The sequence below is a fragment of the Enterobacter cloacae complex sp. EB5 genome, from assembly GCF_031432835.1.
GTDB lineage: Bacteria > Pseudomonadota > Gammaproteobacteria > Enterobacterales > Enterobacteriaceae > Enterobacter > Enterobacter hormaechei_C.
Map to the genome: position 1 here is coordinate 3,309,090 of NZ_CP133860.1, position 16,151 is coordinate 3,325,240.

Annotated in this window: 16 protein-coding genes and 1 pseudogene; all 17 read left to right on the forward strand. The window is 52.5% G+C overall.

Annotated elements, in window-relative coordinates; translation table 11 throughout:
• Nucleotides 1-135 precede the first annotated feature (135 nt).
• Nucleotides 136-1,497 (forward strand): phage portal protein, encoded by a 1,362-nt coding sequence (locus tag RHN82_RS15920; protein WP_049019488.1) that lies wholly within the window; start codon nucleotides 136-138, stop codon nucleotides 1,495-1,497.
• Nucleotides 1,494-2,537 (forward strand): phage portal protein, encoded by a 1,044-nt coding sequence (locus RHN82_RS15925; protein WP_049019487.1) that lies wholly within the window; start codon nucleotides 1,494-1,496, stop codon nucleotides 2,535-2,537. The genes RHN82_RS15920 and RHN82_RS15925 overlap by 4 nt, the downstream gene beginning before the upstream one ends.
• Nucleotides 2,534-2,860, forward strand: coding sequence for a head-tail connector protein (locus tag RHN82_RS15930; protein WP_032665932.1), 327 nt, complete (start codon nucleotides 2,534-2,536; stop codon nucleotides 2,858-2,860). Before RHN82_RS15925 ends, RHN82_RS15930 begins: the two co-directional genes overlap by 4 nt.
• An 8-nt stretch (nucleotides 2,861-2,868) precedes the next feature.
• Entirely contained in the window at nucleotides 2,869-3,219 is a 351-nt protein-coding gene (locus RHN82_RS15935) for a phage head closure protein (protein WP_049019486.1), read from the forward strand.
• Nucleotides 3,216-3,665, forward strand: a complete 450-nt coding sequence (locus tag RHN82_RS15940; protein ID WP_040117538.1) for an HK97-gp10 family putative phage morphogenesis protein — start codon at nucleotides 3,216-3,218, stop codon at nucleotides 3,663-3,665. Before RHN82_RS15935 ends, RHN82_RS15940 begins: the two co-directional genes overlap by 4 nt.
• Complete coding sequence (locus RHN82_RS15945) at nucleotides 3,662-4,009, forward strand: DUF3168 domain-containing protein (protein WP_045340058.1); 348 nt, start codon at nucleotides 3,662-3,664, stop codon at nucleotides 4,007-4,009. Before RHN82_RS15940 ends, RHN82_RS15945 begins: the two co-directional genes overlap by 4 nt.
• Before the next feature lie 173 nt (nucleotides 4,010-4,182).
• The gene (locus RHN82_RS15950; RefSeq protein WP_023337467.1) at nucleotides 4,183-4,713 is read left to right on the forward strand and encodes a KilA-N domain-containing protein; all 531 of its coding nucleotides are present in this window, start codon (nucleotides 4,183-4,185) and stop codon (nucleotides 4,711-4,713) included.
• Nucleotides 4,714-4,840: 127 nt separating this feature from the next.
• Nucleotides 4,841-5,260: pseudogene (locus RHN82_RS15955) on the forward strand (phage tail tube protein); the annotation flags it as partial.
• Nucleotides 5,261-5,292: 32 nt separating this feature from the next.
• Complete coding sequence (locus RHN82_RS15960) at nucleotides 5,293-5,676, forward strand: phage tail assembly chaperone (protein ID WP_040117541.1); 384 nt, start codon at nucleotides 5,293-5,295, stop codon at nucleotides 5,674-5,676.
• A gap of 8 nt (nucleotides 5,677-5,684) precedes the next feature.
• Entirely contained in the window at nucleotides 5,685-5,963 is a 279-nt protein-coding gene (locus tag RHN82_RS15965; protein WP_023305929.1) for a DUF4035 domain-containing protein, read from the forward strand.
• 53 nt (nucleotides 5,964-6,016) lie between these two features.
• Nucleotides 6,017-6,310: a hypothetical protein gene (locus RHN82_RS15970; RefSeq protein ID WP_001549116.1), complete on the forward strand. Its 294-nt coding sequence runs from the start codon at nucleotides 6,017-6,019 to the stop codon at nucleotides 6,308-6,310.
• Between the two features lie 58 nt (nucleotides 6,311-6,368).
• Entirely contained in the window at nucleotides 6,369-9,833 is a 3,465-nt protein-coding gene (locus RHN82_RS15975; RefSeq protein ID WP_063259367.1) for a phage tail tape measure protein, read from the forward strand.
• A gap of 2 nt (nucleotides 9,834-9,835) precedes the next feature.
• The gene (locus tag RHN82_RS15980; protein ID WP_045349444.1) at nucleotides 9,836-10,174 is read left to right on the forward strand and encodes a phage tail protein; all 339 of its coding nucleotides are present in this window, start codon (nucleotides 9,836-9,838) and stop codon (nucleotides 10,172-10,174) included.
• Nucleotides 10,171-10,929, forward strand: coding sequence for a phage minor tail protein L (locus tag RHN82_RS15985; RefSeq protein ID WP_022648881.1), 759 nt, complete (start codon nucleotides 10,171-10,173; stop codon nucleotides 10,927-10,929). Before RHN82_RS15980 ends, RHN82_RS15985 begins: the two co-directional genes overlap by 4 nt.
• A 2-nt stretch (nucleotides 10,930-10,931) precedes the next feature.
• Nucleotides 10,932-11,642, forward strand: a complete 711-nt coding sequence (locus RHN82_RS15990; protein ID WP_022648880.1) for a C40 family peptidase — start codon at nucleotides 10,932-10,934, stop codon at nucleotides 11,640-11,642.
• Nucleotides 11,642-12,229 (forward strand): tail assembly protein, encoded by a 588-nt coding sequence (locus tag RHN82_RS15995; RefSeq protein WP_032648711.1) that lies wholly within the window; start codon nucleotides 11,642-11,644, stop codon nucleotides 12,227-12,229. The genes RHN82_RS15990 and RHN82_RS15995 overlap by 1 nt, the downstream gene beginning before the upstream one ends.
• 52 nt (nucleotides 12,230-12,281) lie before the next feature.
• Nucleotides 12,282-16,127 (forward strand): phage tail protein, encoded by a 3,846-nt coding sequence (locus RHN82_RS16000; RefSeq protein WP_310398385.1) that lies wholly within the window; start codon nucleotides 12,282-12,284, stop codon nucleotides 16,125-16,127.
• The last annotated feature ends 24 nt before the right edge of the window (nucleotides 16,128-16,151 follow it).

The following is a 16,151-nucleotide window of genomic DNA, read 5'->3' on the forward strand; positions in this document are numbered from 1 at the left end:
TGACTCTGTTACGGGAGACGTAAAGACCGTGGACGATCGGTGCGCAAGGGTGCTGGTGCTGCTTGGCAAGGCTGAATATTTCACCGAGGTAACTACCAGGGTGAGGAAGAATAAGCGTAGAGCGGAGAACGGCTAATGTGGAATCCTTTCCGAAGAAAAGAGGGGCAAGTCAAAAATCTACAGCAGCCTGTTGTCAACCGCGGGGGCTGGACACCGATGTTCAGTTATGTCCACGAACCCTACGCCGGGGCCTGGCAGCAGAATATGGAAATTAAGCCCAAAACGGTTCTCTCCTATTATGCTGTGTTTTCCTGCATATCTCTGATCGCAAGTGATATCGCTAAAATGCCTCCGCGCCTGATGAAACAGGATACAAATGGCGTTCGGAGGGAAATTAAAACCGGAAAGATAGCCTCGCTGTATTCCAGGCCAAATGCCTTTCAGAACCGCATCCAGTTCTTTGAGCACTGGCTGAATTCCAAGCTGTGCGAAGGTAATACCGTTGCGCTCAAGATCCGGAACAATCGCGGCGAGATAACCGAGCTGAGGCTGCTGGACTGGAACAAGGTTACGCCGCTGGTAGCTGATGATGGCTCTGTCTTCTACCAGATCAATCCGGATAACATGGTCGGTATTGAATCATCTGTGACTGTACCGGCACGAGAGGTTATTCACGATCGGTTCAACTGTCTGTTCCATCCCCTTATTGGTCTTTCCCCGATTTATGCTGCTGGTCTGGCTGCAATGCAGGGTCACCATATTCAGGAAAGCTCAGCGTACTTTTTCCGCAATGGCGGGAAACCCAGCGGTGTTATCGAGGTTCCGGGCTCGATTACGGAAGAGAACGCCAGGAAGATCCAAAAAAACTGGGACACTGGTTATACCGGGGAAAATGCGGGTAGAACCGCCATTCTGAGCAATGGTGCGAAATATGTTCCCCGGACGGTCTCAGCTGCTGATGCACAAACTGTCGAACAGCTTCGCATGACCGCGCAGATTGTCTGTTCAGTATTTCACGTGCCTGCTTATAAGGTTGGCATCGGTGAACTGCCAACGCATGACAACATCGAGGCGCAGGATCAGCAGTATTACTCACAGTGTCTTCAGTCACTGATTGAGTCCATCGAATTGCTGCTGGATGAAGCGTTTGAACTTGAGGGTGATACAGGGACTGAGTTTGATGTTAATGCGCTGCTGCGTATGGACAGCGAACGCCGTATCAAATCACTCGGCGAGGGTGTGAAAAATACCATTCTGACGCCAAATGAGGCGCGACGGAGTGAAAACCTTCCGCCCTTACCCGGCGGCGACGCACTGTATCTTCAGCAGCAGAACTTCAGTCTTGAAGCGCTGGCGCGCCGTGATGCTTCGGATGACCCGTTTGCCAAATCCGGCGCCGGCAGCCGTACCACATCTGACGATGCGAACGGGAAATCCATGTCGGAATCTGAACTGACAGCGGCAAAAGCCATGCTGAGAGGATTGTTAACCAAATGAATGAACGTGAACTTTCCCTTATCAGGGCTCTTGGAGAGGAATTTTCCCTTGCGCTTGGCGAGCTTCGTGAGTCTTTCAGAAAAAGCCTCAGTGACTATCAGCAGACAACGGAAGAGCACCTTACCAGGCTCTCTCTTGAGGTTGCGTCCCTGAAGGATACACCGGCACCTGACTTTACCAAGCTGCTGGCTGATGCAGTGGCATCCCTTCCGGTTCCTGAGGCTCCTGAATTGCCGGATATCGGCGCTATGGTCAGCGAAGCGGTCGCTGCTATCCCGGCACCGCAGGACGGTAAAAGTGTCACGGTCGACGATATTACCCCCGTTTTACAGGAACTGGTCAGCAATGCCGTGGCAGAGATACCTGTACCAAAGGACGGTAAAGACTTTGATCCCGCCATGCTTAAACAGGCAGTTGAAGAAGCTGTCAGCGAGGCGGTAGCCGCCATCCCGGTACCGCGTGACGGTAAAAGTGTCACGACTGAAGACGTCCAGCCGATGATTCAGGAGCTGGTTTCAGCATCCATTCCGGAGCTGCCAGATGTGAAATCGCTGGTTAATGAGGCGATTGCAGCTCTGCCCGCAGCAGAGCCGGGTAAAGATGGAGAAAATGGCCGGGACGCCCTGTCGCTGGAGATTCTACCTTTCATTGATGAGGGGAAAAGTTATCCACGTGGCAGCTATGCCACGCATAACGGTGGCCTGTGGCGCGCTTACGAGAAAACCCATGGTATGCGTGGCTGGGAGTGTCTTGTTGATGGTGTGGCAGGTATTGATATTCAGCAATCTGAGCAGCGTAGCTTCACCCTGACGGTTAACCGCACCAGTGGCGCCAGCGAAACCAAATCCTTTGACGTGCCTGTGATGATTTATCAGGGCGTATTCAAATCCGGTCAGGAATATCTGCCTGGCGACACAGTTACATGGGGCGGTTCGCTCTGGCACTGCGACGAGCAGACCCAGTACAAGCCTGGTGAGGCAGGTTCGAAAGGCTGGACGCTGGCAGCCAAGCGTGGCCGCGACGGGAGGGATAAAACGTGATTGAACTTGTGACACTGGATGAGATAAAGGAACACCTGCACATTGATCATGATGCTGACGACGGCCCACTTAAGGAAAAAATACAGGAAGCCAGTTCGGTGTTGCTGGCTTTTATTCAGGGAAGCCGGGACAAGGTCGTTGATGAGACAGGAAAGTTAATAGAGGGTGAAGCGCTCAGTCGGATGAAGGCCGCCACGATGCGTCTGGTGGGCATGTTGTACCGAAATCCCGACCTGGCTGATAAGGAAGATTTACTTCATGGAGAGCTTCCTTTCTCTGTATCGTTTTTAATTCATGATCTCCGACTTCCGACAATTATTTGAGGGCGTTCATGGCTATATCCGCTGGTAAGCTCATACAAATTATTGTGATACAAAACCCCGTACATATCCGTGACGCATCAGGCCAGCCAGTTGAAACATGGGTGGATGGTGAAACCATCCGCGCAGATATCAGAGGCCGGAGCGGAAGAGAATTAATGGCAGCAGGCGCCGAAATTGCCCAGGCTGATGTCAGAGTATGGGTTCGCGGAAAATCGGGAGAAACAATAACTGCGGCATCCAGGATAAAGGTTCAGAGTGGACCATATCGAGGTAAAACACTTAACGTTATAGGCCCGCCTATCCCTGATGAAAAGGGTGAGCGTCTTGAGATATTGTGCAAACTGGGGGCTGAAAAATGATTGAGACGAGCCTGGATTTTTCCGGTTTAAATGACATCGCAAAGGATCTCGAGGCGCTTAGCCGTGCTGAAAACAATAAGGTTCTTCGTGATGCCACGCGCGCCGGCGCGGAAGTGCTTAAGGAAGAAGTGATCGCACGTGCACCGGTACGCACCGGAAAACTGAAAAAAAACGTGGTGGTGGTGACCCAAAAAAGCCGCCGCCGCGGGGAAATTTCTTCCGGCGTCCATATTCGTGGCGTTAACCTGCGCACCGGCAACAGCGATAACACGATGAAGGCGAATAACCCGAGAAACGCCTTTTACTGGCGATTCGTTGAGCTGGGCACCGCGAACATGCCTGCACATCCGTTTGTGCGACCCGCTTACGATACTCGCGAGGAAGAGGCCGCCAGCGTCGCCATTGCCAGGATGAATCAGGCTATTGATGAGGTATTGAGCAAGTGAATGAAGATAATATCTACGCCTTGCTTTCTCCCCTGGCAGAAGGACGGGTATATCCCTATGTTGCGCCATTAGGTAGTGACGGGAAACCGTCTGTCTCGCCACCCTGGATTATCTTTTCCATCGTCGATGATGTTTCCGCTGACGTACTGTGTGGCCAGGCGGAATCCAGCACATCAGTGCAGATCGATGTTTACTCACTGACCATTAAGGAAGCCAGATCCATTCGCGATCATGCGCTGGAGGCCGTTAAGTCCCTGGCTCCGACTGAGATAACGAAAATTCAAGGCTATGAACCCGATTTCCGGCTTTACCGCGCCACGATCGATTTTCGGATCACATCCTGAAACGTTAACCAACCCTGAACAACCCGCTCCGGCGGGTTTTTTATTACCTCTGACACCGCGCTTCACACGCGCACGTTATAATCCTGGAGCCTACAGAAAGCGAGCCTGAGAGTTAGTTGTACTCTAGGGCGGCTATCTCTGTGTGACAGGCTCACTTTCTATAGGTAAATCTCATGAAATATCCAACCGTATCAGTAAACGGCGTTTCCGTTCGCGTTGATGACGAGGGACGCTATAACCTCAATGATCTCCATGCTGCGGCGGTCGCAAACGGAGAGGCTACAGAGCAGCAGCGTCCAAGTCAGTTTTTACGTAGCGCTCAGGTAAAGCGATTTATCAAGGCACTTAAATCCAAAGTGCAAAAAAGCACTCTGGAACAAATTCAACCACTTAGAGTTGTTAATGGTGGTGATGAACCTGGAGTGTGGGGCGTTGAGCTACTGGCCATTCGCTACGCAGCCTGGATTAAGCCTGAGTTTGAGATTGAAGTATATGAGGTGTTCAGAACAGTGGTTCGCCTCGGCATCAGTGCCATGTCACGCCTGAATAAATTAGATCACATCATTAATACTGAGACTAAAGCGATAAGCCAGTGCGCCAGCCAGATGGCGAAGTGGGGTGTCGGCGGCAGAAAGAAAATCCTCCTTTCTGCGCGGGAGCGGGTGGTTGATGAAGTACAGATGTACTTACCAGGCATCAATTAAACTCGAGAAATGGTCTTTGTTGCTGACAATCTCAGCATTCCAGGCATGATTGATTTACTTAGTAATTTCTTTTCAGAAAGACACCCACCTCCCGCTTCGGCGGGTTTTTACTTTTATGGAGACAACTATGTCTGCACTTTATGAAAAATCGCAGCTGACGAAGATCCTTATTTCCTCCCTGCCAGCCACCAAAGAAACGATGGATTCCGCAACCTTCCTCGATCTGAGTTGCACCATCAAAGAAATTCAGTTCACCGGTGGCCAGAAGCAGGATATCGACGTAACAACGCTTTGCTCAGAAGAGCAGGAGAACATTAACGGCCTGCCTTCTCCGTCAGAAATCTCCCTGTCCGGAAACTTCTACAAGAATCCGGCGCAGGACGCCTTGCGTGAAGCGTATGGCAACGATACGACCTACGCTTTCCAGGTGATCTTCCCTTCCGGCAAGGGCTTTAAGTTCCTGGCTGAAATTCGCCAGCACACCTGGTCTTCAGGTACCAACGGCGTAGTGGCGGCAACGTTCTCCCTGCGCCTGAAAGGTAAGCCTGAAAACATTGAGTCTGGCTCCTGAGAGGTCTCATGAAGAATATTAAAAATCTCGCCCTGGCTAAGATGTCGGGATTTCGTCATAAGACGGTCGCCGTTCCTGAGTGGGAAGGCGTCAAAGTGGTTCTTCGTGAGCCGTCAGGTGAAGCCTGGCTGCGTTGGCAGGAAGTGGTGAAAACGGGTGCTGATGATGAAAATGTGTCGGTATCGGAAAAGGCACACCGTAATCTTTGCGCTGACGTGGTGCTCTTCATTGACGTTCTGTGTGACACCGATAAGCAACCGGTATTCAGCGTAGACGAAGAAGAGCAGGTGCGTGAAATCTACGGCCCCGTCCATTCACGCCTGCTCAAACAGGCGCTTGACCTGATCAACAACGCGGACGAAGCGCGGGAAAAGTCTCAACCCCCGGCGTAAAGTTTCTGATGTCGCTTGCGCTCCGAATGGGGCGCACGCTCTCAGAGCTTCGGCAGAATATGACGGCAAGCGAGCTTCTGATGTGGATTGAGTACGACAGGCAAAGTCCGGTTGGCGATATTCGTGGTGACATTCAGGCAGCTCAGCTCGTCTCTGCCATCTACGGATCGCAGGGGGCAAAAGTACCGCTGGACGATGCGATCCTGCGCTGGGGTGGTGATGAGCAATCAGCACCGAAGGACCCATTTGCAGGGCTTGAAGCTGCACTTACAGCTGCAACTCAGTGACAAATGAACTACAAAATAATAGGATTATTTTTTTTAATGATTTGGTGAAGGCAATGAAAAAACTAGTCTTATTTGTATTATTTTTTGGTTTCAGTTGTGTTTCAAATGCAACTCAAACACTGGCTCCATTAGAACCAAATGAGTTGCAAAGCTATACGTCTACGATTTGCTCTGATCATGCAAATCCTGAATTGTGTAAAAAGGCTTTTTTTAAATTCATGGGCTATATAAAAACAAACGATGATTACTACTATTTCTGTCAAAAGCAAAAAGAGGCAGGGATGACGATTAATAAAGATTCATGCAATAAATCGGAAGCTCTGAGAGAATTTTTAGACAAGCCATGAGGTTTATATCACAACAAAAAGCCCGTTGATGGGCTTTTTTTTCGCCTGGAGAAAATTGATGGCAACATTACGTGAGTTAATAATCAAAATTTCCGCTAACTCGCAGTCATTCCAGTCGGAAATTTCCCGCGCCTCACGCATGGGGCAGGATTATTACCGAACCATGCAAAATGGCGGTCGGCAGGCCGCTGCTGCTGCCAGAGAGAGCGAAAGGGCGCTCTCTGATTTGACCGCCGGATTTGCATCTGCTGGAAGGGCTGCCGCCGCAGCTACGGCAGCCTTTGCAACGGGTAAAATTGTGCAGATTGCTGATGAATGGAACTCCGTAAACGCTCGTCTCAAACAGGCATCATCTTCTGCTGATGATTTTGCCGCTTCACAGCGTCAGTTAATGGAAATAAGCCAAAGAACCGGCACGGCATTTTCAGATAACGCAAACCTTTTTTCCCGCGCAGCAGCCTCAATGCGCGAGTACGGCTATAGCTCTGACGAAGTTCTGAAAATTACCGAAGCTGTCTCTACCGGCCTAAAACTTTCTGGGGCTAACACTCAGGAGGCGAGTTCTGTTATCACTCAGTTCAGCCAGGCGCTCGCACAAGGCGTTCTTCGCGGTGAAGAATTTAATGCCGTTAACGAAGCCGGTGATCGTGTAATCCGCGCTCTGGCTGCGGGAATGGGCGTGGCCCGCAAAGACCTGAAGAGCATGGCTGACCAGGGACAGCTTACGATTGATAAGGTTGTCCCAGCTTTAATGAGCCAGTTAGGAGCGTTGCAGGGCGAATTTGCCAGCATGCCACAAACGGTTTCTGGGTCCCTTCAAAAAGTAACTAACTCATTCATGGCCTGGGTGGGCGGTGTAAACCAGGCAACCGGTGCTACTGATGCGCTGTCTGGCGGATTGGATAATGTTGCCCAGACGCTTGATTCTTTTACCTCATCAGCAGTGAGCGGCGCGCTGAGTGACGTTGCTGACAATATGTCAACAATTACAACAGTCGCTGGGGCGCTTGTTGGCGTGGGGCTGGCTCGCTACCTAAGCGGAGTTGTAACCAGCGCCACGAGTGCAACAGGTGCGCTAATTTCAGCGGCTAAGTCAGAGGTTGCACTTGCTGTTGCGCAGGATAAAGCGGCTCAGTCTGCTGTTGCAGCTTCAAGGGCAGAAGTTTATCGAGCCCAGCAGGCTGTTCAGCGATCGCGAAGCGCAGATGTTCAGGCCGCCCAGCAAGAGAAAATTGCGGCAGCAGAGGCAAAAGTTACAGCAGCGCAAGCCAGACTGACAACCGCTCTTGCAAGTGGCACCGCTACGGAAAAAGTCAGGGCCAGAACTGCTCTTGAGCGCGCGCAGGCAGGGCTGGTGGCAGCTAAAAACGCTGATGCTCAAGCTATTGCTGAAAGGCGTCTGTCCGCGACCCAGGCTTCATTAAGCCGGAACCTCGCAAACCGCGTTTCGACTCAAAGCAATCTCAATAGCGTAACATCTGTCGGTACTCGCCTGATGAGTGGTGCGCTTGGCCTGATTGGCGGCGTGCCGGGTCTGGTGATGCTGGGAGCAGGAGCCTGGTATGCGATGTATCAAAATCAGGAGCAGGCTCGGCGTTCTGCTCAGGAATATGCCAGTCAAATCGACGAGATACGAGAAAAAACTTCCCGCATGTCTTTGTCTGAAACAGACGATAATAGGGGGAGGACTGTTGGTGCTCTGGTAGAGCAAAATCGTCTGATTGATGAGCAAGCCAAAAAAGTCCGAAATTTAAAAGATGAAATTGATAAGTTGAACTCAGCCCGTGGACAGCCAGGTATAACTAGCGTTAACGATGCGGATATTTTAAGAGCTATTGCCATCGCCACAGATCAGCTCGCTGTTGAAGAGGGGAAGTTAAATGGTATGCGAGATAAATCTCGCGGCATACAGCAGGCTCTCGAAGAAATTGAGCGGCGTCGTAATGATTTAATACGCGAACAAGCCTGGCGACAGAATGCGGTATATCAGTCGATGATCATGATGAATGGTCAGCATACTGAATTTAACCGCCTGCTGGGTCTGGGAAATCAGCTATTAATGGCCCGGCAAGGGCTGGCTAACGTCCCGCTCAGACTTCCGCAGGCCGACCTCGACAAAAAGCAAACCGATGCCCTCGAAAAGAGCCGCCGGGATCTGGAGTTGTCACGCCTGAAGGGTGAAGCAAAAGAGCGCCTGCGACTGAGTTATGCCGCCGATGACCTGGGGTTAACCAGTGATCCACAATTCCAGACAGGCCGTCAGGAGTTGATTAATAACGGTCTTGCTGAATGGCGGAATAATGAGGCCAACAAACCTAAGGCGAAGGTCGGTAAAACCGAAGGCGAGAAAACCGAGGATGTGTATAAGCGCCTTATCAAGCAGCAAAAAGAGCAGATTGCCCTGCAAGGCCAGAATACTGAACTGGCGAAGGTTAAATACCAGGTCAGCCAGGGCGAACTTGCTTCTCTGACAGAAGCCCAGAAAAAGACGGTATTGCAGAATGCTGCGCTGATTGACCAGGTTAAATTACGTGAGCAACTGCGAAATTACGAAGCCAACCTTGCTGACAGTAACGCCAGCGCCCGCGCAGCCAATGAAGCGCAACTGCTGGGCTACGGGCAGGGAACCAGGTTCCGTGAAAGACTTCAGGAGCAGTTCAATTTGCGTAAGGAGTTTGAGCAGAAGAATACCGATCTTCTCCGCCAGCGTCAGGCTGGTGAAATCGACGAGACGTTCTATCAGCAGGGGCTGGCACTTAATAAGCGCTACCTCGAAGAGCGCCTGCGCGACCAGGAGGGATATTACGCAGCTTCTGATGCGCAGCGTGACGACTGGATGACGGGACTGTCTGAGGGTTATGCGAACTGGGTGGACGAAGCTACTGATTATTCTTCCATGGCCGCTGACGGCATGAAGCAGGCCATGGGTGGCGCGGTCACCACGATCACCGACATGCTCAATGGCAACGTTGACAGCTGGAAGGACTGGGGCGTGAGCGTACTGAAGATCATCCAGAACGTTCTGGTGAACATGGCTGTTGCTAATGGCGTCAGCTCAATTGGTTCACTGTTCAGTTTTGGGGCTTCGTCGGCCGCTACCGCTAGTGGCGGTACCGCTATTCAGAATGCTGGCGCGAACTTTACCTTTAATGCGAAGGGTAATGTTTATGACTCTCCTTCCCTGAGCGCCTACAGCAATGGCGTTTTTCAGACGCCTCAGTTGTTTGCTTTTGCCAAAGGTGCAGGGGTTTTTGCCGAGGCAGGTCCGGAAGCCATTATGCCGCTCACGCGTGCTGCTGATGGGTCGCTGGGCGTTCGGGCAGTCGGTACTCCTCAGGTCTCTGGTGGTGTGCCTTCAGTTAACTTCGGCGATATCAATATTCAGGGCGGATCTCCACAGGCGTCCAGTCAGGGCACTGCCGGAGCAGCAGGCAGGCAGCTTAAGGATGCCATCACTGGCGTCATTAACGAACAGGCCAGCATGCCGGGCTCGCCTCTGTGGCGATTAATCAAGGGAGTTTAACCATGGCAGTCGAAACCTTCAGCTGGTGCCCAAAGGTTGCCTCTCAGGTTGATACAAATTTTCGTACCCGAAAGGCGCAGTTTGGCGATGGCTATACACAGGTGGCCGGGGACGGCATCAACCCGGTAACACCTCAGTGGAGCGTGAGCTTTACCGGCGACGAGGCTTACATTCAGGCCATTAAAAACTTTCTGAACAGACATACAGGGTGGAAGTCATTTATCTGGAAGCCGCCGCTTGAGCCTTCAGGTTTATGGCGCGCGGAATCCTTCCAGATATCTACCCACGGCAACAAAAAATACACCCTCAGCAGCACATTCATACAGGCATACCATCCATGAGTATTTCATCTGATGTCCAGAAACTGGAACCGGGTAAGCGCGTCCGCCTGATCGAGGTGGACGGCTCAGCGTTCGGTGCGGGTATTCTTCGCTTTCACAACGAGACAATCCCCCATACCGAGGCGGAAATCATCGCCGCAGGCGGCGACGAGTCAAAACTTGAGCCGAAGTCGGTGTGGTGGCAGGGGCAGGAGTATGGCGCGTGGCCGTATGAACTGACCGGCATATCTGTCAGCAGTGACGGCCAGAGTTCACGGCCGTCTCTCACCGTTGCAAACATCAGCGGCACGATTGGCGCGCTGTGCCGAAGATTTCAGGGGATGGCTAAAGCAAAGGTGATCATCCATGACACCTTCGCCCACTATCTGGACGTAAGAAATTTTCCTGACGGGAACCCGACTGCGAATCCCAACGAGGAGCGCAAACAGGTTTATTACATCGACCGTAAATCAGGATCAGACGATGAAACCGTAGAGTTTGAGCTTTCCAGTCCAGCCGATCTGCGCGGGCAACTCATTCCGACCCGGCAAATTCAGCCAATGTGCACGTGGTGCATGCGGGGCTGGTACAAAACCGGGAATGGCTGCACCTACGCCGGGCAAAACGGCTGGTTCGATAAAGACGGCAACCGGGTGGATGATCCTTCACAGGATGTTTGCTCCGGACTGCTGTCAACGGGCTGCAAACCTCGTTTCGGAGAGAATGAGCAGCTGGATTATGGCGGGTTCCCCGGGGCTTCACTTCTGAGAGGATAATCATGCGCGACAAAACAGTTAGCGCCATTCTGGCGCATGCCGCCGCATCCTTCCCCGAGGAGTGCTGTGGCGTGGTTATTCAGAAGGGGCGGGTGGAGAAATACATCCCCTGCAAAAATAATGCTGAGTCGCCGACTGAGCAATTTGAACTCAATCATGAGGATTATGCGGCCGCCGAAGAGCAGGGAACTGTGGTGGCGATCGTCCACAGTCACCCCGGCGACGGGGCAACAACCCAACCGAGCGAGCTCGACATGCTGATGTGTGATGCCACGGAACTGCCGTGGATTATTGCATCGTGGCCGGAGGGCGACATTCGCACCGTCATGCCTCGCGGAGACCGACCCCTCACAGGGCGCCAGTTTGTTCTCGGATATGCAGACTGCTGGTCTCTCATCATGGACTATTTCCGCATCGAACACGGCATTGAACTGCCCAACTACAGCGTAGATCGCCACTGGTGGGAGCAGGGTGAAAACCTCTATATGGACAACTGGCAGGAATGCGGTTTTCGTGAGTACGACGGTCCCGCTCAGCCAGGTGACATGGTTATCATGCAGGTTCAGTCCACCGTCCCGAACCATGCCGGGATTTTGCTTGATGGCAACATGCTACTGCATCACATGTATGGCCAGCTAAGCCAGCGTATTCCCTACGGTGGCTATTACCGTGACCGTACCATCAAAATTCTGCGTTATAAGGATTTGATGTAATGGAAAGAAAAACCGTTATCAAACTCAGCGGCTCAATGGCTCAGCGATTTGGCAGGACACATCGCCGCGCACTAACGTCGGCCAGCGAAGTGTTCAGGGCACTTTCTAACACCATTGACGGATTTGATGCCTACCTGCGAGAGACCAGAGCGAAAGGGCTGGACTTTGTCATCTTCCGAAACCAAATAAACATAGGCAAGGAAGAGTTTGATCTTCTTGGGCCTGGTGATGAGCTCCGTATTATCCCTGTCATACGCGGTAGTAAAAGGGCGGGGCTCTTTCAAATTGTTACTGCCGCCGCAATTGCGGCCTTTACCTGGTGGAACCCAATAGGATGGGCAGCAAGCACACAAATGGCACTATATGCCGCAGCTGGTTCTATGGCCGTTGGTGGTGTAGTGCAGATGCTCTCTCCTCAGGTTTCAGGTCTGCGAATGCGTCAGGAACCTGATAACAAACCCTCCTATGCGTTTGGTGGTCCCGTTAACACGACAGCATCTGGCAATCCCGTTCCCCTGCTTTATGGGCAACGGGAAATTGGCGGCGCCATTATATCCGCCGGGGTTTATGCAGAAGATCAGCAATAAACCAAACCACGTACTGCAAGCCACCTGACGGTGGCTTTTTTATGGACGCGATATGACGACGACAATCATCAAAGGCCGCGGTAAAGGTGGCAGCAATCAGACCCGAACACCCATTGAAGCACCGGACAGCATTCAGTCCATTGCAAGGGCAAAGGTGCTGATTGCGCTTGGAGAGGGTGAGTTCGCTGGCGGGCTTGATGGTAAAAACATTTTTCTTGGTGACTCATCTTCCTACACGCCTCTTCAGAACGCCGACGGAAGTTATAACTTCAATAATGTGAAATATGAGTTCCGTTCCGGTACTCAGGACCAGGACTACATTCAGGGCTTCCCCGGCATTGAAAACGAACTTCAGGTTTCATACGAGCTGAAACAGGCTGTGCCGTACGTGCGCGCGGTATCCAACACGCAGCTCTCTGCGCTGCGAATTCGCCTGGGATGGCCAACTCTTTTACTCCAGAAAAACAACGGCGATAAAGTCGGCACCCGCGTAGAGTATGCTATCGATCTGTCGGTCGATGGCGGGCCGTATGAAACGGTGGTTAACGGTGCTGTTGATGACAAAACCACGTCGCTTTATGAGCGCAGTCACCGCGTCAATCTTCCGAAAGCCTCGACTGGATGGCAGTTGCGGGTTCGCAGAATCACGCCGGATTCCACGAGCGTGAATATCGTCGACACCATGCGCGTTGTGGCCGTTACTGAAATTATTGACGCCAAACTTCGCTACGTTAACACAGCGCTGCTGTATGTAGAGTTTGACGCAACGCAGTTCCCTAATGGCATTCCTCAGGTTGTGTGTAATCCGAAAGGGCGAATCATCCGTGTACCTGATACTTATGATCCCGAAACCCGCACTTATTCTGGTACATGGGAGGGCGTATTTAAATGGGCATGGACGGATAATCCTGCCTGGATTTATTACGACATCATTCTGAACGAGCGCTTCGGGCTGGGTCAAAGAATTGATGCGACTCAGATAGACAAATGGGAGCTTTATCGCATCGCCCAGTATTGCGATCAACTGGTACCAGATGGCAAGGGCGGAAGTGGGACGGAGCCTCGTTTTCGTTGCAACGTTTATATCCAGGACCGTAATGACGCCTGGACTGTACTTCGTGATCTGGCGGGTATATTTCGCGGCATGACGTACTGGGGCGACAATAAGATGTATGTCCTGGCTGATATGCCACGGGATGTGTGGCACATCTATAACCACGCCAGCGTTGTTGAAGGAAAATTTACCTTTGCGGATCCGAGTGAAACCACCCGAAACACTGCCGCGCTGGTGAACTGGTCAGACCCTGCCAACCACTATAAAGACACGCCTGAGCCTGTTTACGATAACGATCTGGCCATGCGCTTCGATTATCGTCAGCTCGAAATGACTGCGATCGGCTGCACCAGGCAGTCAGAGGCAAACCGGCGGGGGCGCTGGGCGCTGCTCACTAACGGTATCGGCGAGGTGGTGACCTTCAGCACGGGCATGGACGTTCCACCTGTCGGGGAGGTGATCGGCGTGGCTGCTAACGAGCTGGCCGGAAGAACTATCGGCGGCAGGGTGAGTGGGGTTAACGGCCGCAACATAACCCTCGATCGCGCCGCTGATGTGAAGGCCGGGAACCGGCTGTTTTTGAATCTTCCATCAGGCACAGCTCAGGCCAGAACCGTCCAGGCCGTTAACGGAAACACAGTCACTGTCACCACACCCTACAGCGAAACGCCGGAGGCTGAATGTAACTGGGGTGTGGACTCTGACGATCTGTTTATAGCGCTTTTCCGTGTTACGGGAACGCGGGACAACAACGACGGCACTTTCGAGGTCACCGGGACGACTTACAACCCTGATATCTATTCCGCTGTTGATACCGGCGCAAGACTGGACGAGCGGCCAGTCAGTGTCATTCCACCGGGGGTTCAGGCTCCCCCAGGAAATATTGTCGTAGACAGTTACTCTACGGTTAACCAGAACATTGCGATTACCACTATGCGCGTTGCCTGGGATTCTGTTCAGGGTGCAGTTGCGTACGAGGCGGAATGGCGGCGTGACAGCGGCAACTGGATTAGTGTGCCCCGAACGTCTTCTCTCGGCTTTGAAGTGCAGGGTATCTACTCGGGTCGCTATCTGGTCCGTGTCAGGGCGGTGAACGCCAGCGACGTTTCATCAGTATGGGTGACATCATCAGAAGTAAATCTTACGGGTAAAGTGGGCAATCCGCCGAAACCGGTCGGCTTCATCGCTTCTGATAATGTGGTTTTCGGTATCGAGCTTAGCTGGGGATTCCCGGCGAACACCGACGACACGCTGAAGACGGAAATTCAGTACAGCCTGACCGGGACGGAAGACGATGCGATGCTGCTGGCAGATGTACCCTATCCGCAGCGCAAGTATCAGCAGATGGGCCTTAAGGCAGGGCAAATTTTCTGGTACCGCGCGCAGCTGGTGGACCGCAGCGGAAACGAATCAGGGTATACAGACTTTGTGCGCGGACAGGCCAGCATTGATGTATCCGATATCACCGATGCGATCCTGGAGGAGATTAAAGATTCCGAGGTATTTAAGGATCTGATTGAAAGTGCTGTAGACAGTAACGAGAAACTGGCCGAGCTTTCTGATGCAATTAAGGAGAACGCCGATGGGCTGGCTGCCGCCGTAGGTTCGAATAAGCAGACAGCAGAAGCAATCATCGGAAACGCGCTGGCTATTGCCGATGTTGTCGTGCGCCAGACAGCCCAACAGGGCGCTAACTCTGCGACATTCGAACAGCTCCGGGAGGTGATCGCCACTGAGACAGAGGCTCGCGTCACGGATGTTACTCGTCTTGAGGCAAAAACTGAGCAGAACGAGGCGGGAATTACCGAGGTAAGGCAGGCTCTGTCAGATGAAACGCAGGCGAGGGCGACAGCTGTCGACCAGCTTACTGCGAGTACTCAGGTAATTTCTGATAAAGCTGATTCGGCTTCGAGTAAAGCTGACGCTGCATCAGGTAAGGCAGATGCGGCCGAGCAAGTCAGCTCGCAAAATACTGCTGATATCACCACGTTGCGACAGGTTGTCACCGACACGACTTCATCAATGGCATCCCGTCTGGAGGAACTGGGAGCAAGGACAGATACTGCCAGCGGCGGCATTCAGAGTAACTCCATCGCGCTAATAACGAGTACGCTTGCGCAGGTTAATCAGCGGATGACACTCAGCGCGCAGTACGGTGACAGCAAGGCCAGCATCGATCGTATTGATAATGTTATGGCAAGCGACAGGGAGGCAACATCGCGTTCGCTGCTGAGTTTGCAGACTGACGTGAACGGCAACAAGGCAGCAATCAACAACCTGAATCAGACGTTCTCCGATTACCAGCAGGCCACGGCCACGCAGATAAACGGCATCACGGCGACCATCAACGGGCACACTTCAGCGATCAGCACTAACGCTCAGGCGATAGCAAACGTTAGTGGTGACCTGAAGGCGATGTACAGCATCAAGGTTGCCGTGGACGCGAATGGAAAGCAGTATGCCGCCGGAATGGGGATCGGTGTAGAAAACACTCCATCGGGCATGCAGTCGCAGGTGCTATTCCTGGCGGATCGCTTCGCCGTCATGGCGCAGGCGGGGGGAGCGGTTACACTGCCGTTCGTTATCCAGAACGGGCAGGTGTTTATCCGGGAAACCTTCATTCAGGACGGCACCATCGGCAACGCCAAGATTGGCAACTACATCCAGTCCAATAACTATGTCGCTGGCTCAGTCGGATGGAGGCTGGATAAGGGAGGTACGTTTGAGAACTACGGTTCGACAGCTGGTGAGGGAGCCATGAAGCAGACTAATCAAACGATCAGTGTCAAGGATGCCAACAATGTGTTGAGGGTGCAGATCGGGAGAATCACGGGAACATGGTAACGGGAGGTCTCTTACGGGGCCTCT